This is a genomic window from Sphingobacteriales bacterium (assembly GCA_012517435.1).
Taxonomy (GTDB): Bacteria; Bacteroidota; Bacteroidia; order CAILMK01; family JAAYUY01; genus JAAYUY01.
In genome coordinates this window covers 1-20,354 of sequence record JAAYUY010000056.1, presented here as the reverse complement: position 1 = coordinate 20,354, position 20,354 = coordinate 1, and the positions used below count along the sequence as shown (strand labels likewise).

Below are 20,354 nucleotides of genomic sequence, written 5' to 3'. Positions count from 1 at the left end.
GTGTTGTTGTAGTTATACATCGTTCCCAGTTTCACTGATTCAATGTACCAGTACCCATACTGAGCATATTGCCATGTGGATGAACAATAAGTCTGTGAAACTGCATTGAAACTCACCCAGCTGAGCAATGCAAAAATAAACAGTGTAACGACTTTTCTCATATAATTATCAATTAAGGGTTTACAATTTTACCATCAAATTTAAAAACACTTTGACCTTTTACAGGTTTATTCACTTTGCAAATCTAATATAATTTTCCAAAAGCGTAAAAAAATTTTTGATTTTTTTCCCGTGGTGATAAAGATTTTTGTCAATGGTCAAAAATTTACTCAGTCATTTAAATAGATAATTTATAAATCTTTCATTATCAAACAACTAAGAAGGAGTCTGAATTTGAACTCATTTTTAACAATAAAAATTTTCAGAATTTTTAACTTCTCTATTTTCGCATGTAAATTTTCAGCTTTGAAAAGACGCCATATTTTATGCTTTTTCGGGATTATTTTGTTCAACCTGTGTCAGTTAGATGGCTTAGCTGCTGAAAATTTATCTGATTCAGCAGGAAAAATTCTCTTTCGTGAGAATTGCGCAAGCTGTCACGAAATCGGACGTGTATTAACCGGCCCCGACCTGAAAGGCATTTCTGAGAGAAGGACAAAAGATTGGCTGATCAGATTTATCCGGAATTCTGCTGAAATGATTGAGGCCAATGATCCGCAGGCTGTCAGGATATTCAGGGAGTTTAAAGAAGTCAATATGCCGGCAACAAGCTTATCAGACAGCGAGATTGTATTGATTATCAATTATATAGAAAACTATATTCCGGTTGCTGAAAAGGCCTTGACACGCAAATCGCCATCCACTCAACAGCGTGGCGTAAAAATACCGCTTTTACTCCTGCTATCTGCTTCATTGTTTTTAATGTTTTTTTTACTCTTTCTTGTTCTAATCCTTTGCAGATCAAGAGCAGGCAAAGATATACCTTTGCTTCCTGCTTTTGTCAGGTTCTTAAATATGATTCCTTTAAGTTTTTATGTTACACTACTTGTTTTATTGGTAACCATTATGTTGGTTTCCGCAAATAATTACTACCGGAAACTTTATATTCTAAAGCAATTCTCTGCAACCCGAACAACGATAGACTTCAGCCATCAGCAACATTACGAGGATTATCAGATAAACTGTGTTTACTGCCATGTCTCCTCATTAAGCATGAAAACAGCCAACCTTCCGACCGCCACACATTGCATGAAATGTCATAACTACATCAGAAAAGGAGAAAAGACAGGTGAGAAAGAAATTTCAAAACTTTTAAAACTGGTGGAAAAAAACATGGATATTGAGTGGGAAACAGGATACCGGCTGTCCCGTCATGTTCATTTCGACCATGCACTACATACAATAAGTGGTGGATTCGAATGCATTGACTGCCATACTGATCCGGCAGATGTGCGCATTCAGAAAGGAGACTTTACCATGAAATGGTGTATCAACTGCCACAAAAAAAACAATTATTCTGCAGAAAACAACATTCCGGGAATAAAAGCAGGTCAACAGGTCAGAACGGATTGCATCTTGTGTCATTATTAAAATGAAAGATAAGAAAGAGTCAAATATTGATAAAAAGAGGGATTTTCTGAAATCAGACAGGCGGGAATTCATTAAATTATGCTCAGCAGGTTTGGCCGCAACAGGTCTGCTAAGTTCCTGTAAAAATACAGTGATCAGAAATATCCTGCCTTATCCGGCAAACAGCTACCGCGAATTGCCTGGCAATATCAAATGGATAGCCAGCAGTTGCAACCAATGTCATGCACATTGCCCAATACTGGTTAAAACCTATGAAAACAGGCCAGTACTGATAGAAAGCAATCCTATGGATGAATTTCCAAACGGAATCATTTGTAAGAAAGGAATTTCAGCCTTGTTTGAGTTGTATAGCGATAAAAGAGCAGAAAAAACACTCATAAATGGGAAACAAGCCGAAATTGCTGATGCCAGAGAGCATTTAAAATCCTTAATCAGCCAACAGCAACAGGAGAACAAACCGTTTTACCTCATCACTTCTGCCGTTTACAGTCCATCGCTTAATTCATTAATTAATGGTATCAAAAATAAGTATCCCTGTATCCGCCATGTTGTATATGATCTTTCTGTAAATCAGGCCGTTAGAAATCTTTTTAAAGAATATGTTACTCCCAATGCACTTCCGGTTTATCATTTCGAAAAAACAAAAATAATCATCAGTGTGGAGGATGACTTTCTAAGCCATCCGGAATATGTTGATGCCTATTTCAGAACCCGGCAGGTTTCAACCATTGAAGAAATGTCGTATCATCTTCAGATAGAAAGCAGACCGACACCTACAGGTGCAGTTGCCGATCAGCATCTGCTGCTGTCTCCTGATGAACAACTGAAATTTCTTAAAAACCTCAGCTCAAGCTTAAGCAAACTTCTTTCCGGTCATTCCAATCAATTTCAGAATGAAGAAACTTATGATAGTTTGATCCCTTTACTGGCAAAAAAATTACTTGAATACAAAGGCAGATCCATTATTGTATCGGGGTCACAAAATTATGAAAATCAACAACTTGTTGCATATATTAATCAATTGCTCGGAAATTTCAACCGCACCATCAGCTTTATTGCCGCTGACGAAATTACTTTACAAGGTGATCTAAGTTTTCCCTCCTTTCTGAAAGAAATTTCTTTCGTTGATAAACCCCTGATTTTTGCAGCAGAATGTCACGATTCTGTATTTGAATTTTTAAAACAAGATTCAAAACTCATCCGGCTTGGAATATTTCCCCACCCCCGCAAAAAATCATTTGAAATAAGCTTTGCCGGCAAGTTATTCCCTGAACGGTGGGAGGATTTTTGGCATCCTCAGGGTTTCATCAGCTTCAGCCAACCGGTGGCCGAGCCTTATCCCCGCCAAATTCAATTGCAGGAAATCTTACTCTATCTTCTTGATTATCAAGGTGAATATTATGACTATCTCCATGACTTTTATCTTAATAAAAACTTCCTTTCCTCTCAGGAAAACAACCGGTTAACCTGGGAAAAAGTCTTGCATGACGGCTATCTCAGAATTCCCCGGAATATACTGAAAGAACATCAGTTTGACAGGCTTTTGCCTGATTTTAAAATGATTGAAAAGAAAGAAAATTCATCCGGAACGATTCAGATTTTTTTAAATCATGTGAAAGACAGCACAGCATATAATCCATTACTGAGTGATTTTGCGAACCCCATGACAGGTGTGCTCAATCAGGCTGTAGTCAGCATATCGGAACAAATAGCAAAAACTAAAAACCTGACAGATGGTGATGTGGTAGATATTATCAACGGGAAAAATATCATCACTGCCACAGTTTCCATTATTCCTGAAATACCGGATCATGTATGGCAAATGGAAGCAGAATTTACAGAAGAATATGGTTGTCAGGTTTTTAAACTATTGAAATTCGAAGACTACCAGATCAGCAATGAAATCACAGATTTTAGCATCCGTAAAACAGGTGAATGGCAAAAGTTGTTTAAGAATCAGACTATCCTGATGACAAAAAGCAAGCCTGTACCGGAATATACATGGGAAGAATACACTGCTCTGACCAGAGATGAAGAAAGTCTGAAGAGGGATTTTACCCGGAAGCAAAAATATACCCCTCAGTGGGCACTTGTCATCGATCTGAATAAATGTACGGGCTGTGCCAACTGTGTAGCCGGTTGCATGACCGAAAACAACATCCCATTTGTCGGGCATGAGGAAATTTCAAAAAACCGAAGTCTGAACTGGATCCGCATTGAAAAAATAATCAGAAAAGAAGGTAAAGAAAAGACTATCAGCTTCTTACCGGTCATGTGCCAGCAATGCGAAACGGCACCCTGCGAACGGGTATGCCCGGTAGGAGCCAGCAGCCACAGTCAGGAAGGGCTGAACCAACAAAACTATGAACGCTGTATCGGTGCCCGTTTCTGCAACAACAACTGCCCTTATCTTGCCCGTACCTTTAATTATCTGAATTATGCATCAAAAGCATATCAAAACAATAATAAATACAGGATGTTGCTTAATCCGGAAGTAAGTGTCAGGGAAAAAGGGGTAAGTGAAAAATGTACATTCTGCATACAGAGAATTCAGGAAGCAAAACGTAAAGCCAAGATCAACAATGAGCTGATCACTGATGGCACTATCAAAACCGCCTGTGAACGAGCCTGCACTTCGGGGGCTATTACTTTCGGCAATCTTGCCGATCCGGCTTCTTTTGTTTATCGATCTTCTCTCAGCAAAAGGGCATTTTATCTCCTCGAAGACAAAGGTACCAAACCCAAGGTCATTTATCTGGCCAGGGTCAGAAACAGCCAGTTCATTAAAAGCAGGAATAATGAAGGATAAAAACCACACCAACATATTGCCCTCCCTCTCTTTTAAAAGCAAGTGGCTGATATTCTTCATTTTATCAATTCTGCTAATGATTCCCGGCCTGATTACCATTGTAAAAATTTTCCGCTACGGGCTTGGTGTCCTTCCCTTAAATCAGGGTATTTTTTGGGGAACCCTGATCATCAATTTCATCTTCTGGATAGGAGTTGCTCATGCCGGAACTTTTATTTCTGCCATTTTACTGCTGTTACGCCAAAACTGGCGGGAAGAAATTCACCGCTTTGCCGAAGCTATGACCATTATTGCTGTGATTATAGCTGCTCTCATGCCCATTTTTCACCTTGGCAAACCGATTTATTTTTACAAACTTCTTCCCATTACCGAACGTACATATCATCTGTTGCTGAATTTTTCTTCACCACTGGTATGGGATTTTTACGCCATAGCCTCCTATCTCATTATTTCCCTGCTTTTCCTCTATTCAGGTTTATTGCCCGACTTTGCCCGTAAAAGGAATCAGTCCTCGTCCGGTTTACAAAAATCTCTATGGAATTACCTGAGCTGGGGTTGGACAGGTTCTTCCCTTCAGTGGAATAACTTTCGGAGGTTTCAATGGATACTTGCATTGATTGCTGCTCCGTTGGTTATTTCGGTTCACAGTATTGTCAGTCTTGATTTTGCAGTGACCCTAAAACCCGGATGGCACCATACCGTATTTCCGGTTTACTTTGTTACGGGTGCCATCATGTCGGGATTTGCCATGATTGCCTGTTGGGTTCCGTTTATCAATCAAAAATATGAAAATCAACATTTTATAACTGAAAAACATCTGGATTTCATGGCCAAAATCATTTTAGGGTGTGCTATCGCATTAACCGTTTTATTTTTAAATGAATGGCTTTCGGTTATCCTCAGCACAAAGCCCACCGCTTTCTGGCTGCTTTCCGGGCAAACAAACCTGATTCTAATTTCTTCCTATCTGCTGACAATCATACTTACGCTTTTACTTCCTCAAATGCTTTGGTTAAAAAAATTCAGAACCAATGGCAAAAAACTTCAGCTTATCAGTTTTCTCATTTTATCGGGGCTTTGGCTTGAGCGTTTTGTCATTGTAATAGCCAATTCATCCGTCTCCACACTGACTTTGGCAAAAATCCCGTATCGGACTACCCTGCCGGCAATTTCATTAATTTTGTTTTCAGCAGGATTTTTTTGCATGTTTACACTACTGGTTATCAGATATCTACCATTAAAAACAACATATAGTCCCGAAACGAATGCCTGAGTTTTCCAAACATATTGAAGCTGTCGTTCTGAGTACTGAAAATGAGAATGTTTTTCTGTCGCTGAGAAAGCTGCTTGAGGAAAATGACATCAGACCTGTAGAAACCTTCAGCCCGCTTGATCTTACTCCGGCCAATCCACAAAGCAGTGGCGGAAGAGCCGGAAAAGTAGTCTTTTACACAGGACTGGCATCATTCATACTGCTGATTGCCCTTCAATTTTATGTTTTCTATCAATCATCCCTCGATCTGGCCGGACTTATTACTATCCGCCTGCTGACCTTTGTTCCTGTTTCTTTCGTCATCTCACTCCTGATATCAGCCATCGTGCTGCTGATATGGTTCTGGACACGCTCGTGGCTTGTGCCGGGGACCATACCTGAAAACTACCTGACAGACAATCATTTCCATCTGATTCTTGAAGCCAGGGATTTTGAAAAGCTCAATGGCCTGTTGAAAACAGATAATTCATTGTCTGTCAGAACGCTTACCATGGTCAGACCGATAAAACATTTACCTGTTCCGCTGAACCTGAACAAGATATGAAACGAATAACTGCATATTACTTATTTCTGTTAATGATGCTGATGAATGCCTGCATTTACATCGATCGCAGCGACAGGCTTCCGGAACAAAAACTTCCTGAAAATGTAGTTGCACGTCATGAACTGCCTGATTATGACCTGCCCGGTACAAAAGAAGGCTACCTATTGGCTGCTCAGCGGGTAAATCCGCTTGAACCCACCACCGAAAACAGGGAAAAAGGCAAAAAACTTTATGAACAATACTGCACCCATTGCCATGGAAAAAACGGCTCAGCCGATGCTCCTATGATCGCAAAAGAAAAATATCCGCCACCTCCACCCTTTCAGAAACGGCTCCCGACCATCACGGAAGGGCAAATGTTTCATTCAATCTATTATGGTAAAAACCAAATGCCTGAAAATAAAAAAGACCTTACACCCACGCAGATTTGGCTGATTGTGGCCTATATCAAAACTTTCATCACACCTACTGATAGCCTGAAGCCATGAAAATAAGGTTTGTCACACGGATTCATACACGTAATAATTTTCTTTTAGCGGTGATTTCACTGCTCCCAATCGTCATTGGTTTTTTCTTCCTTGATACCATGAAACTGCTGAGTGATATTTATTTCATCCTCCTCAGTCTTCTCATATTACTGACACTTATGTCTGTCTCTCCCCTTGTTTTCATCCTTTTTCAGGAAACCATTCAGGCCAAGTGGTCGAAAAATCTGTATCCTTTTTTTCCCGACATCCGGAAATATTACAAAGTTCTTCTTGTTATCTGGCTGATTATCTTTTCTTTATATAATTTTTTCTTGCTGGCAGCCGAATTAACATATCTGGCAGGGAGAATATGGTTTTATCCACTCTTTATCTTTTTCCGTACAGCTATCTTCCTTTTTTCAAATTTGTACATTTACAATAAGGTTTTTCCCTGTTACATGACACATTCTTACGAATCAAATCTGAGAAAAGTGTCCCCATTCTATCTGATTTTTGTAATATCCGGCATATTCTTCTTTTCATGGGACTGGATGATATTTCCCCTGCAAAACCCACATGCGGGCATTGTTGCCATTCAGACCATCATAACAGCTTTTGCCCTGTCGGTCGTAAGCCTGATTTTCTTTAACAGAAACAAATTAAGAGGAAGTGATTTGATTAATGACCTTTCCAGATATTTTCTGCTCTTTTGTTGCCTATGGATGTATCTCTTTTTCTGCCATCTGCTGATTTCCGGATATGAGGGGAGCATGGCTATTTCATTAATAAAGAGCGACTTGATTATCAGAATATTAACAATTATTCTCCCGATTTTCCTTTGCTTTGTATTCCCCTTTTCACTCTTGTCAGCTTACCGCAACAGAATTCAGGTAAAAAAACTTGCTGTTGCCTCCCTTTCCTTTTTTACGGGAAATTTTTTCTGGATTTTACTTTTTTTCTCCGGCAGACTTGATAACAACCTTATTATTACCCTATTTCTGATAATCCTTTCTGCTGCCTTTTTTTTCAGCCTGTTGCGGAAATATGACAACGATATGGGAACATAATGGACTTACCTTACTTATCAAATGACGATCATGCAACCTTTTAAGAATTTATCCCATCTTTTGCTAAAAGTTTTGACCATGCGCAAGAAATTGTACTTGTTTTCAGTATTTTTACTGTCCGCCATATTATTTTCAGGGTGTGATAATCAGGCACTTACAGGCAAAAAACTCATCAAAATCACTTCCTCTTCCTGTAAACAGTTTACAGAATCAGCCGGAGCCGATTCGATAGCACAGGATCAGGATTGTGTCGAATTCACCTACTTACCCGAAAGTAAAACCTTAAAAATCAAGCACCTGAATGCTGCCTTCAATTGTTGCCCTGACAAAGTATTCGGAGAAATCAGCATAGACAGCAACATCATCACCATTGTGGAAAAAGAAAAGCTGACCGATCCATGCAAATGCAATTGTCTGTATGACCTTGACTATGAACTGACAGACATTGAAGCAGGTAATTATATCATTCGCATCACTGAAGCATATCTGAACGATGTGGATGAAAAACTTGAAGCCACCCTCGATTTAAAAAAATCGGAAAAGGCTGAAATTTGTAAGAAAAGAACTTCCTATCCATGGATATTTTAAAATCTGATCATATAAATCAATGAAGATGAAAAAGTTAAGTTTAATTTTATTGCTCCCGTTTATGCTGACCAATTGCAGCAAGGATGCTGTTCAGTTTAATGTCAGCATGAAACAAAAAAGCCTGATCGAAGCCGATAATTCATTTGGTTTTGAATTGTTCAAACAGATCAATTCTGCCACCAGCGAAGATAAAAACCTGTTTATCAGTCCTTTGAGCATTTCCATGGCCTTAAGTATGACCCTCAACGGAGCAGCCGGAACCACTCTTGAAGGAATGAAAACCGCCTTACAACTTCCCACATTGACCACTCAGGAAATCAATGAAATCAATCAGTTTTTACTCGACAAGCTTATTTCACTTGATCCGAAAGTCAGGCTGGCTATCGCAAATTCCATCTGGTACAGAAAAGATTTTTATGTTTTGCCCGACTTCCTGACCACCAATCAGAAATACTATCAGGCTCAGGTTTCTCCCCTTGATTTTTCCGGTCAGGATGCCCTGAAAACCATCAACAACTGGGTTTATGACCAAACGGGGAAAAAGATTGAAAAGATCGTTAATCAAATTGATCCTGAGGATGTTATGTTCCTGATTAATGCAATTTATTTCAAGGGCGACTGGAAAATGAAATTTGACAAAAATAAAACTGCCGATGAAGACTTCTACCTGTCTGACGGGAATCAACTTAGCGTTCCGTTCATGAAACAAAAAATCACAGCCAATTACTACACCAATGATAATGTCGATGCCATTGAACTTCCCTATGGCAGAGGAAATTACAGCATGGTGGTAATGGTTCCCAAAGGAAATTATTCAGTGACTGACCTGATCAACGGGATGAACAGCGACACATGGAAAAGCTGGAAAAAAGAATTTTCAGAGACCAAAGACATAAATCTGAAGCTCCCAAAGTTCAGGTTCGAATATGAAATTACCCTGAATGATATTTTATCCGCGATGGGAATGCAGGAAGCTTTTTCAGATCAGGCTGATTTTACCGGTATTAATCCCAATGGCCAACTGTATATTTCTGAAGTCAAACATAAATCATTCATTGAAGTCAACGAAGAAGGGACAGAAGCAGCAGCCGCTACCTCAGTCGGTATCAGCTTGACTTCCGTTCCTCAGGAAATTTGGTTCAGTGCCGATAAACCTTTCCTGTTTTTTATCACCGAGCTGAACACCGGTTGTATTCTGTTCATGGGAAAAATAGCGAGGCCGGAATAAGAATCGGGTTTTATTTTGTTGGCTATCTGGCCGATTCATCAGAAACTATTCAGCTCAAACGGACTTCTAATCTTTGCTTTTGAATTTTCCTTCCCTGATGGCTTTGATTAATTCAGCCCATGCAAAAGGATTCAGCAATGAGAGGGGAACAGGGATATTGGAGCCGGGGAAAATAGCATAATTGGTTTGTCCGCCCAGATAACCTGCCGACTTTGCCATATTGTTCAAAGCAATATGCTGTTGTTCAGGTCCGTCTTTTGGCAGCCCTGCAGAAAGCGCCATTAGAGTGGCCGGATTCAGGTTCTTTTTTGCCAGATCTTCAAGGGTAGCCTCAGGCTGGATTTCAAGAAAAGCCTGGCGAAATTTGTCTTTGGATGGCCACGGATAAACCACGGTTTCAGCAAAAGTAATGGTATCGGCATACATCGGAATCACCATGGTCAGGCTGGGCTGGTTAATCCCGGGTGGTATGACAATCAGCTTATTACGAAACCCTACACAGCTAACCGATAAGGTATCATTTTCTCTCACCACAATGCTGAAAAAACCTTCTGCATTTGAAATGGTTCCCCATCGCGTATTTTTAATCCTGATATGGGCATTAGGAACCGGAAAAGAAGTATCGGAACTCACAATTAATCCTGAAAACTGAATCAGATGATGCTGTTTTTCCTGACCGAAAAGTGATGATTGAAAAGCAAGTATAGTTAACAGGATCAAAACATTTTTTCTCCAAACGAAATATTTAGCTGTATTTTGCAACATCTGAAAATCGGTCAAAATTAAGAATAAAGTGCTTAGAAATATCAACAATCCTGCCTAAAGTCGGAAAGACCATGATTCGACAATACATACACCGAAATCTTTTGCCAACGGCTGTTTTTTTTCTGATACTTTCATTAATTTCCTGTAAAAGATATGTTTTTGTCGATGAAATCAGGAAAACTGACAGTTTGATTTTGAAAATCAATAAATTATCAGAACTCATGGTTATTGATGACGAATATCTGAAACTTCGGTCTGACAGCATAAAACTACGGCTTGATTGTATTGGCCGCCTCGACAGCAACCATATGAATGACGAACTAAAGTATGATTTGGTTACTTATAAAGGTTTTTACCAAAACTATACAGAATTCTTAACCGCTTACAAGTCAATGAAATACGACAATCAGGTATTTCAATCCGGACTTACTGAATTGCGACAGAACCTGCTGAAAAAAAGTATCAGCCGGAAAGAATTCGAAGAAGCCTACAACTCATTCAATGAGGCCATAAATATTCACGACAGTTTTTGCCGGACTCAGATCAACAACATCCTGACAACGGAAAAAATGTACAATCGGGTGAATCCCCGAATGATTGAACTGTATGAAAAAATCAAAAAGAATTGCACGGATAACATTAAAAATTAACATAAACCTTAACTTTGTGAACCAAAAAAATTGAAAAATATGACAAATGAGCTGCTATTAATGGTATTGGAAGAGACCGAGGAAAATATGAAAAAAACCATTGCCCATTTTATCGATACCATGACAAAGATAAGAGCAGGAAAAGCCAGTCCTCAGATGATCAGCGAGGTTTATGTAGATTATTACGGAGCAAAAACACCTGTACATCAGATGGCAAATATCGGGACACCCGATGCTAAAACCATCCTCATCCAGCCATGGGATAAGAGTACGATTCCGGCCATTGAAAAAGCCATCATGGCTGCAAACCTTGGCTTTAACCCCCAGAATGACGGGGAAATCATTCGCATTCCTGTTCCACCGCTCACCGAAGAAAGAAGACGTCAACTGGTAAAATTTATTCATCAGGAAACAGAGAATAATAAAATTGCCATCCGGAATATACGAAAAAAATCCATGGAAGAAGTTAAAAGCCTTCAGAAAGATGGTGTTCCTGAAGATGAGGTCAAGAAGGCTGAAACAAAAATTCAGGACATGACAAACAACTATATTAAAAACATTGATGAAATAACTGCTAAAAAGGAAAAGGAAATCATGACCGTATGATTTCCGTCCATTTTTTTCAGAAGCCTATATTCGTCCTGAAAAGTTTAATAGCAATAGATAGCAGTACAATACCAAAAATACGCCTGAGAATACTGGTTCCACCCTTTCCCAATTTTCGTTGAATCCAGGGAATTATTTTCAGGGTCAGATAAACAAATGCCAGATTGATAATAATTCCAATAATCACATTTTCAATCAGATATTCTGACCGGATGGAAAGAATGGTGGTCAAAGTACCGGCACCGGCAATCAGAGGAAAAGCAATGGGAACTATGGTAGTAGAGCTTGTTTCATTGGGTCTCTCCCTGAAAATATGAATGCCTAAAATCATTTCAAGCGCCAGAAAGAAAATCACAATCGCACCCGCAATGGCAAAGGAAGATAAATCGACCCCCATCAGATTGAGGATGGACTCACCAAGAAACAGAAAGAGAATCATCAGGATACCTGCTGCCAGAGTGGCAACTCCGGGTTTGATTCTCGAACCGGTCTTTTCTTCAATTTCAATGATAACAGGGACAGACCCCAGAATATCGATCACTGCAAAGAGAACCAGTGTAACAGAAAAAATTTCCTTCAAACTCAAGTGCATAATAATCAAATTTTTAGGTGCAAAATTAGGCACTTATTTCTTCTCCATTACAAATATCAACCGAAAAATCCACTTCTGATTAGGCTGAAAGAATTAACTTAGCCGACTGAAAAAAACCTTTAAACAAGGAAAAATGCCGTATAAACAGCCTCTTACCTTTAAAAACCGGATTAATAGCTTTGGCTATGCTTTTAAAGGAATTATGTTTCTGATACGCACACAGGAAAATATGCTCATCCACCTGGTTGCGGCCATTCTGGTCATTATTGCCGGATTTATTTTCCACCTTAATATTACAGAATGGTGCCTGATAACCTTTGCTATCGGATTTGTGTTTGTTACAGAAGCCATTAATACAGCCATCGAGCAGTTTATTGATTTCATTAATCCTGGCTATCATTACAGTGCAGGTAAGGCAAAAGACCTCGGAGCAGGTGCTGTTTTATTGTCGGCATTTACTGCTGCCACCATTGGAATTCTGGTCTTTTTACCGAAAATTATCGCTCTTTTTTAAGTTAAAAGGAATACGTTAATCCTGTTTGCAACCCAAAAGTGTAGGGATGATGGCGGATATACCCCACTGAACTAACCGGACTGAGCATATACCTGAACTGAGGCTCAATGTTAAACTTTAATTTTTCTTCTAAAACAGAATAATTGAATCCAAAACCAGCAAAGCCGGTAAAATTCAGGGGCTTAATCTGTTGTGTCGAGCCGATACTTTTATCGTGAGTCCCTTCCAATATGGCAACATTGGATGTCAGAACAGCCGGAGCAATACCGATATTTCCATAAAACATATCTGACTTTCCTGACAGAAAATACCTGACAGAAACGGGAATTTCGAGAAAAGAGAAACGGGTGCTGAGTTGGGATGGACTCATGTAAATAGAAGTTCCATAATGATCTTTTTCAACCAGATAAGATGGCTCCAGGAGATCATTTTGCAAGGAGGCGGCAGTTGTATTCAACTGAATATCACCTGCAGAGGAATTTATAATGGAATTGACAGCATTCATTTCATCGTCATAGATGAAGATTTCCTGGTTTTTCTGACCGTATTGTCCGTAATGCAGGCCTGATGTAAGACTGATTCGGTTGCTGAGCCTGAATTCGACATTCATTCCTCCTGAAAAAGTTATCAGTGGGGATTCGATCGTATTGTAATAGGACCGGTCATCTTTTGCTGAATTCTCAGCCAGGCTGTAGTCCACCGTATTGTATAAAGTGTAAAGATTTGAACCTGAGTTGGATATATTTCTGTAAGCCAACACTGGTGTCCCGTAAGCGGTTATCCTGATCTTTCCGCTCCTGTTTTTCTTTTCAGGTTCAAATAGTTTATCTGCATTTTTAATCTCTGTTTTTTCATTTATACTATCGTGTACAAGAGATAGATTTTCCGCAATAATGTTCTGATTTTCAAACACTTTCACCGGCTGATTTTGCAGATATTCTTTTTGTTCAGTAAATTGCTGACTGGTTACCACAGGAGTCTGATTGCCGGTTGTATTTACTGTTGTGTTTTTTTCCTGAAACAAACCAGCTTTTTTTTCAGGCTTCACGGTCTTTAAAACAATACCGGGAGCTGATGGCGTAGTTTTCTGTACTTCCTCCTGAAATTTATCCGGTGCAACAGAAGGCTGCAAAGTGGCTGCTTCCTGTCTGACAGCCACTGCCGGTTGTTTTACGCGGTTCAGGGCAATGAAATAACCCGTACCGAAAGCTGCCAGCAAGGCAAAAGAAGCTGCTGAAAGCCATAACATCCTGATTTTACGTCTATTGTGAAGATGGTTCAACCCGCTATTAATTTTGTCCCAGACGTAGGGAGGCGGACTCTTCTCCGCACCTTCCGTTACCTTTCGGAACAATTTGTCAAGATTTTCAAACTCATTGGTCATACGACTCGTTTATTAGCTTTATTATCTAACTGATATTTTTCTCTTATTTTCTCCTGAAGAATAGTTCTTGCCCTCGACAGGTTCGATTTGGATGTGCCTACCGAAATGCCCAGTTTTTCACTGATTTCCTTATGAGGCATGTCTTCCAGAACATACATATTGAACACCATCCTGTACTGTGGCGACAATTCCCTGATTATACCCAGCAACTCATCAAATGTTATTTTACTGATGATATTTTCATAACCTGAGTCTTCCACATACTGGTAAACATCTTCGACAGGATACAGATAATTTTGCGTCCTGAACCTTTCAAGGGCGGTGTTAATCATGACTCTTCTGATCCAGCCTTCAAAAGAGCCTTTGCCTTCAAACTGTCCGATATAGCGAAAAACCCTGATAAATCCGTCATGAAGTACATCTTCGGCCTCAGTCTGGTCTTTGGTATAAAACAGACAAACCGGATACATCCGGGGGCTGAACATATTGTACAGTGCCTCCTGTGATTCCCTTTTGCCTTCCTTACATCCTTTTATTATTTCGTCCAGACTTTCCTGCAATTCTTCCGATTTATATCTTTATCAAAACCAAAGGCTTGCAAAAGATGTTTTCATTTTGTTTAAGGTTGCTTGCATCATAGCCGGATATTAAAATTCAAAGTTAAACATGATACCCTGATGAAAACATGATGGCTCATCTGAGTGTTTTTAACTGATTTTCGGCCTCTTGTCTGTATTTCCCTTCTTTGGACGATAATTTATCAAGGATTACCTTTGCCTCAGCAGTTTTGCCGGTTTTCAGCCAGGTAAGTGCCAGATACCATTCGGCATCTTCCCTGTTGCTGCCATTTTTTTCAATCACCTGATTGAATTGTTGTTCAGCTTCTCTGAAATTCCCGGAATGATAATTCATCAAAGCAAGGTAATACAGGTATTCCTGATTCTTTGGGCCAAATTTCACTGCTTGCCGGGCATTCTTTAAAGCTTTATCCAGATTGCCTTTGTTGTATTCCAACACAGCTGATTGATAATAAAATGCTGATTGTGAAGCCGAATCAGTCAATGCCAGCTTTATGCTTTCCTGTTCAGCTTTCCTGTTCTCCGGTTTTTCGGTTACCTCTTTTTCTTCAGGTCTTTTAGCTTCTTTTTGAACAAGGACAGGTTCAGCAGCCAGATTTTTCACATCTTCAGCAGTGTTCTCTGCAATGTTTCCCGACTCATTTTCATTCTCCTCCACGGCAGCTAATTGCTCCTGAACATCAGGAATTTCAACCACTTTCATTGCTTCGGTATTCTGTATTCCCTTTGCTGTTTGCTGAAAGGCAAGCTGGTTGGCAGCACTATCCTGTGGCTTCGCAACTGATTTTGGCAGGACATCGTTTGTATTTGCAAGTTCCTGAACTTCAAATTCTTTTCTGTCTGTTACCTGCCAGATCAAAAGGCTGGTTAACAATAATGCAAGCGATGCGGCTATCAGATAGATAATCCTTTTTGATTTGAAACCTGAAAAATAACCTCCCTTCAGGCGTTTATCAATTTCATCAGATAAAATATTGTTTTCCTCCAAAACAGAAATATTTTCATCCATAGCTTCATAACCGGCCAGTGCTTCCCTGCAAAGTTCACAGGATTGAATATGATTTATAAATGCTTCATATTCAGTATCATTCAGTTTACCCGACAGATAATTTTCAAATACTTCAGCATCCGGGCATGGCATCCACTCCCCTGACTTCAATATGTCGTTTTTATTATTCATTATTTTCAGTCAGCATGATTTTAAGGTTTCTTTTTCCGTTTTGAATATAGCTTTTCACTTTTTTCAGTTCATATCCGGTCATTTCTGCAATTTCCTGATAAGATTTTCCGGCAAAATAAAACAGCTCAATACATGTTTTTTGTTCATGGTTCAGATGATTGATGAATTTTCTCAGTTTTTCGTTGTCAACATGATTCAGATGCACATCATCCCCGTTTTCCATAAATGCCTCTTCCTGCCTGTAGATGGAAATATCTTCCACCGGTATCTCGTGCTTTGACTTTCTGAGCTGCATGAGGCAATGGTTTTTGGCAACAGTCAGTAGCCATGACTTAAAGTGATCTATTTCATGCTTTTGCAGGTCATCGAATAGTTTTTCAAAAATCTGCATGACGGCATCACGGCTATCTTCCCTGTTTTTAAGATATTTCAGGCAGATACCCATCACCTGATGGGAATATCGCTTAAATAAAATTCCAATGAATTCCTTTTCAGCCGAAAGCCTGTACTGACGGATTAATTCAGCATCAGTGATGAGAGAGGTATTATCCCTTTCCGATATGTTTTTTCTGCTGAAAATCAAAACATTTTTTTCATTTCAGGGCAAATAGCATGCATCTGTTTTTCCGGCAGCTTTGAAATATTTTTAAACAAAGGAAAATTCTACATTTTCAACAATTTGACAAAAGTCTTTTCTCCCCCATCAACACTTTGAATTTCAAGCAAATAAAATCCGTTTTGCATTTCTGAAGTTTGGATTTCGAAAAGCGGCTGGTCTATCGATTGTTTTTGGTAAACGACCTGACCAACTGAATTGAAAATTGTGATTTTTAAAGGATTGTTCAATAATTCAGCTTCGATACTGATAATGATCTTATTGTCAAAAGGATTGGGAAAAACCTTTACCATCCGGGCTCTCTGATCTTCCGACAAAGAACTGGAAACAAAGATATTCTGACATTCCTTGTCAGCGGCTCCGCACCAGTCGCTCAGGCTCATGCAAACACGATAAGTTCCCTGCTGAACATATTGATGAACCGGATTGAGGTCAAAGGAAAAACCACCATCTCCAAAATCCCAGTGGATGTATTTAATATTGTCGTTAAGTGCCGTAAAGCTGACTTTACGTTCATTGGCCTGATAGGAAAAATCTGCATCAATTGTTCCTGGGTGTTGCCTGATGGTAATATAAGCTGTACTTGAAAAACTGCCCTTCCTGACCTCACACGAATAGGTTTTAGCCTCTTTAACGGTTATTTTCCGGGTCGTAGCCCCAGTACTCCATTTATAGGAATCAAAACCTTCGCCTGCATCCAGCGTAATGCTGTCACCACTACATAGGGTCAGCGATTTGTTAGCCGTTATTTTTGTGCTAACATTGGTATTGGTTCCGAAAAAGAGCAAGCCTCCCCTGCTGTTTCCCAACAGAATATCTGCCCGCTGATCGCCATCCAGACAGGCAACGACAGGTCTTAATAAATTTCCGAAAGAATACATCAGCGGTTGATCCGACTGAAAATCACGGATCAGAGAATCTGCTTTTTCAAAAACAGCCCCCGGAACTGCGGAAATATCTTTGTAAAACAATAACTGTCCCCGCACTACAGCATAATTGGGATTCAAAATATCCATTCCGATAATCAGGTCGTCTTTTCCGTTTGAGTCAAGGTCGGCAACAGCAGGTGTGGTACGGTGATCTGATTTGGGGATAAAGATTCCGCCAAAAGTATCCGAGACAAGCGTAAAAGAAGGATTACCTTGAGTACCGGTATTTCTGTAAAAGCTAAGTTTACCTGCATTCTGACCGATAATCAGGTCAGCAAGGCCATCGCGATTCACATCATGAATGCAGGGGGCACTATAGCTGCCAATATCAATATTCTGAAAATTATCAGATACAAAACTCAGACTAAGCGGCTGATTAGGTCCCGCTGAGTTCTGATAATAAATCAGACGTCCATTTGCCTGACCAAGTAAAAGGTCAATATCCTGATCCCCGTCAACATCTCCGAAAGAGGGGATAATATCCCTGAATTTCCGTGAAGATAGGCCAAGATAATCCAAATCCCTGAGAATGAAAACAGTAGAATCTGTCTTCCCTGTATTTTCAAATAAAACCAGCCTGTCGCTCTGATAAAATGTTTTACTAAAATCTCCTTTGGTAGCTACAACAAGGTCGAGGTCTCCATCTGCATCCACATCAACCAGTGCCGGAGCAGAAGGCCCTCCCAGATCAATCATTTCTCCCTGAAGAAAATCCTTGCGGTTAAATCTGAGCTGAACATTGTTGTTGCTCCCTTTGTTCAGATAGAGCCATATCTGGTCGAGGCTTTGAAAGGTATCGATAATTTCCATATCCGTTGGGGAAAAAACCATATCGTTAACCCCATCATTATCAATATCCAGAAAATTGACATTGGGCATATTCCGTATATTGACAGAAGTATCATAATCAGGGAAAAACATGATACTTTTTTTGATTTTATCGTAGGGCAGATTATCATCTTTTTTGCCGTTCTGAAGATAATTTAACATAGGATAGGTTACATCGCCAATAATCAGGTCAAGGTCTCCGTCAGCATCCATGTCCTGAGCCATTACTGTGGAGCCTGCATGACGGACAGGCGTTTTCTTCATTGCCGGCTTTGGGGTGAAATGCTCCATGTTTTCCTTTGCCATACCAACACCCCATGCAGTTTTCAGCGAGTCATAGTTTTCGTGATAATTGCGGTAACCCCATGGCCTGACCGAATTCAGCACAACATCATTCGAAGAATCGGTTTCGTAGAAATTTCCCCAGTAAGTATCGATACATGAATACTTGAGGCTGTCTTTGTTCCCAAATACTTCCATTGAGATATTCCGGTAATACTGCAACCACACCCCTCCAAGCTCATCAAAGGTAAAAATATCAAGGTCTCCATCCCCATCCGCATCTATGATTTCGGGAATATCTATCCAGAACATCGGCAGGTTAAACTCTGATTCAAGGCGTAAATCTCCGTAAAAAAAGGAAGACAGCCATGGTGATACCATTTTGAATTTTATTCCTTCCACATCATTGCTGATATTTTTATAAACAGCAATACCCGCTCCCGTACTGATGGCATAGGTAAACAAATCCATTTTCCCATCCCCATTATAATCCCTGAATTTTACAAATGAAGCCAGAGAATCAGGGAAAAATCTTTCATATTCAGGGCTGTAGATAAACTGCATATTCCCCTGATTGATAAAGGTTAAAATCTTATTATCGGTACGGTCAATCAACACAATATCCTGAATTTTATCACCATTCAGGTCGAAGTTCTGCATGACGGGAAATTTCAGCCCACCCGCAAATGGATTTTTCAGCTCAATCTGATTTTCATCAAACACCTTGATCAGGTTCGACTGGTAATATTTCGGGAACTGCTGGGCATATACCAGGCTAAAATGAATATTGATCAGTGATAAAATTGAGAATATTAACAGCTTTTGCATCATCATAATTTTTGTTTTGTCCATCAAAGTTAAAAAAGTCGCTTTATAATTTCAATAATTTTTTTGTGGTCATCATTTTCTTTCCATGAATGTGAATAAAATAGCATCCGGGAGGGAAAAGTTGTGTATCAATTTCTGTCAGTGTTGTTTCTTTTAAAAGCTTTTTTTCATACAGCTTTTTCCCATTCAAGTCAAACACGTAAATAATTGTTTCCTCAGACAATGGTTTTTCAAAGGAGAGAAAAACTTTTTCATTGGCAGGATTGGGAAAAAGGGTTGCGGCAGGAAATGAATATGTCGGCATTTCTCTCACCGAAACATTAACCGTATCCGGCACACTGGAATAGAACAGCAATCCACCTCTGAGGTTGCCGAGAAGGAGATCAGAATGCCCATCCTGATTGACATCAAAAACTGCCGGAAACAATTGCCTGCCAACCGACCTGCTTATTTTTTCCATAGAAAGATAATCCCTGAAGTCGGGGGTATCCAATTCAAATGTATGGAAAAGATTGGAAACAATATCCTGAACACAATACACTCCCATCGAAGTGGTTCCCAAAATCAGGTCTGGTTTCTGGTCGTTATTTATATCTCCAGTACATGGAAAAACTTTTTCCTGATTCCCGGGAGAAAAGCTGATGCCTCCTAAAGAATCTGTAACTTTTAAAAACCGGATATTTCCCCCGTTGGTTTCATTTTTAAAAAATACCAGATTTCCTTTTCCCGTTCCTGCGATCAGATCATCATCCCCATCACCATCATAATCAATCAGGCAGGGAGTTGCATAAGATCCGGCAGAAATACTATCCGGCAATTCAGTAATGTAAACAAAATCAGGAGATTGACCTGTTTTTGCCTGATTTTCATAATACATGAACCTGCCATTTTTCAAGCCGATTAACAAATCTGAATCTCCATCACCGTCAACATCACCAAAAGCAGGGCTGACAGCAGAAAGATTTTTCAGGGATAGATTAAGAAAATCATTGTTTATCAGCTGAAAAACAGGATTTGAATTCTTTGAAACGTTTCT

The 20,354-nt window shown here is 39.6% G+C and carries 20 protein-coding genes; 11 read left to right on the top strand and 9 right to left on the bottom strand.

Features of this window, described 5'->3' with window-relative positions; all coding sequences use genetic code 11:
- The coding region (locus GX437_03295; GenBank protein NLJ06678.1) for a hypothetical protein at nucleotides 1–161 on the bottom strand (161 nt) is incomplete at its 3' end.
- 304 nt (nucleotides 162–465) lie between these two features.
- On the opposite strand from GX437_03295, the gene GX437_03290 reads away from it, so the two are divergent.
- The 8 genes from GX437_03290 to GX437_03255 all read left to right on the top strand — a co-directional run bounded on the left by GX437_03290 (nucleotide 466) and on the right by GX437_03255 (nucleotide 9,566).
- Nucleotides 466–1,590 carry a c-type cytochrome gene (locus GX437_03290; protein ID NLJ06677.1) on the top strand — a complete coding sequence of 375 codons (1,125 nt, stop codon included), beginning with the start codon at nucleotides 466–468 and terminating at the stop codon, nucleotides 1,588–1,590.
- 1 nt (nucleotide 1,591) lies between these two features.
- The gene (locus GX437_03285) at nucleotides 1,592–4,399 is read left to right on the top strand and encodes a 4Fe-4S dicluster domain-containing protein (protein NLJ06676.1); all 2,808 of its coding nucleotides are present in this window, start codon (nucleotides 1,592–1,594) and stop codon (nucleotides 4,397–4,399) included.
- Nucleotides 4,389–5,672: a polysulfide reductase NrfD gene (gene nrfD / locus GX437_03280; protein NLJ06675.1), complete on the top strand. Its 1,284-nt coding sequence runs from the start codon at nucleotides 4,389–4,391 to the stop codon at nucleotides 5,670–5,672. Before GX437_03285 ends, nrfD begins: the two co-directional genes overlap by 11 nt.
- A complete protein-coding gene (locus GX437_03275) occupies nucleotides 5,665–6,216 on the top strand; it encodes a DUF3341 domain-containing protein (protein ID NLJ06674.1) in 552 nt (183 codons plus the stop codon). Before nrfD ends, GX437_03275 begins: the two co-directional genes overlap by 8 nt.
- Entirely contained in the window at nucleotides 6,213–6,704 is a 492-nt protein-coding gene (locus GX437_03270) for a cytochrome c (GenBank protein ID NLJ06673.1), read from the top strand. The genes GX437_03275 and GX437_03270 overlap by 4 nt, the downstream gene beginning before the upstream one ends.
- Nucleotides 6,701–7,750, top strand: a complete 1,050-nt coding sequence (locus tag GX437_03265; protein ID NLJ06672.1) for a hypothetical protein — start codon at nucleotides 6,701–6,703, stop codon at nucleotides 7,748–7,750. The genes GX437_03270 and GX437_03265 overlap by 4 nt, the downstream gene beginning before the upstream one ends.
- 78 nt (nucleotides 7,751–7,828) lie before the next feature.
- A complete protein-coding gene (locus GX437_03260; protein NLJ06671.1) occupies nucleotides 7,829–8,338 on the top strand; it encodes a hypothetical protein in 510 nt (169 codons plus the stop codon).
- A 25-nt stretch (nucleotides 8,339–8,363) separates the two neighbouring features.
- Entirely contained in the window at nucleotides 8,364–9,566 is a 1,203-nt protein-coding gene (locus GX437_03255; protein ID NLJ06670.1) for a serpin family protein, read from the top strand.
- Between the two features lie 66 nt (nucleotides 9,567–9,632).
- Here GX437_03255 and GX437_03250 read toward each other — a convergent pair whose 3' ends face one another.
- Nucleotides 9,633–10,286 (bottom strand): carboxypeptidase-like regulatory domain-containing protein, encoded by a 654-nt coding sequence (locus tag GX437_03250; GenBank protein NLJ06669.1) that lies wholly within the window; start codon nucleotides 10,284–10,286, stop codon nucleotides 9,633–9,635.
- A gap of 116 nt (nucleotides 10,287–10,402) precedes the next feature.
- Here GX437_03250 and GX437_03245 point away from each other — a divergent pair, with 116 nt between their 5' ends.
- Nucleotides 10,403–10,981, top strand: a complete 579-nt coding sequence (locus tag GX437_03245; GenBank protein NLJ06668.1) for a hypothetical protein — start codon at nucleotides 10,403–10,405, stop codon at nucleotides 10,979–10,981.
- Nucleotides 10,982–11,020: 39 nt separating this feature from the next.
- Nucleotides 11,021–11,587 carry a ribosome recycling factor gene (gene frr / locus GX437_03240; protein ID NLJ06667.1) on the top strand — a complete coding sequence of 189 codons (567 nt, stop codon included), beginning with the start codon at nucleotides 11,021–11,023 and terminating at the stop codon, nucleotides 11,585–11,587.
- Between the two features lie 16 nt (nucleotides 11,588–11,603).
- Here the strand turns inward: frr and GX437_03235 are convergent, their stop codons facing one another.
- Nucleotides 11,604–12,179, bottom strand: a complete 576-nt coding sequence (locus tag GX437_03235; protein NLJ06666.1) for a MarC family protein — start codon at nucleotides 12,177–12,179, stop codon at nucleotides 11,604–11,606.
- Between the two features lie 133 nt (nucleotides 12,180–12,312).
- Here GX437_03235 and GX437_03230 point away from each other — a divergent pair, with 133 nt between their 5' ends.
- On the top strand, nucleotides 12,313–12,693 hold the full coding sequence (locus GX437_03230) for a diacylglycerol kinase family protein (GenBank protein ID NLJ06665.1): 381 nt from the start codon (nucleotides 12,313–12,315) through the stop codon (nucleotides 12,691–12,693).
- A gap of 1 nt (nucleotide 12,694) precedes the next feature.
- On the opposite strand, the gene GX437_03225 is transcribed toward GX437_03230, so the two are convergent.
- The 6 genes from GX437_03225 to GX437_03200 all read right to left on the bottom strand — a co-directional run.
- Nucleotides 12,695–14,077 (bottom strand): outer membrane beta-barrel protein, encoded by a 1,383-nt coding sequence (locus GX437_03225; GenBank protein NLJ06664.1) that lies wholly within the window; start codon nucleotides 14,075–14,077, stop codon nucleotides 12,695–12,697.
- The gene (locus GX437_03220; protein ID NLJ06663.1) at nucleotides 14,074–14,562 is read right to left on the bottom strand and encodes an RNA polymerase sigma factor; all 489 of its coding nucleotides are present in this window, start codon (nucleotides 14,560–14,562) and stop codon (nucleotides 14,074–14,076) included. The genes GX437_03225 and GX437_03220 overlap by 4 nt, the downstream gene beginning before the upstream one ends.
- A gap of 208 nt (nucleotides 14,563–14,770) precedes the next feature.
- Entirely contained in the window at nucleotides 14,771–15,835 is a 1,065-nt protein-coding gene (locus GX437_03215) for a tetratricopeptide repeat protein (protein ID NLJ06662.1), read from the bottom strand.
- Complete coding sequence (locus GX437_03210; protein ID NLJ06661.1) at nucleotides 15,828–16,397, bottom strand: sigma-70 family RNA polymerase sigma factor; 570 nt, start codon at nucleotides 16,395–16,397, stop codon at nucleotides 15,828–15,830. The genes GX437_03215 and GX437_03210 overlap by 8 nt, the downstream gene beginning before the upstream one ends.
- 101 nt (nucleotides 16,398–16,498) lie before the next feature.
- Complete coding sequence (locus GX437_03205; GenBank protein NLJ06660.1) at nucleotides 16,499–19,324, bottom strand: T9SS type A sorting domain-containing protein; 2,826 nt, start codon at nucleotides 19,322–19,324, stop codon at nucleotides 16,499–16,501.
- Nucleotides 19,325–19,361: 37 nt separating this feature from the next.
- Nucleotides 19,362–20,354, bottom strand: a 993-nt coding sequence (locus GX437_03200; protein ID NLJ06659.1) for a T9SS type A sorting domain-containing protein, incomplete at its 5' end; no start/stop codon positions are given.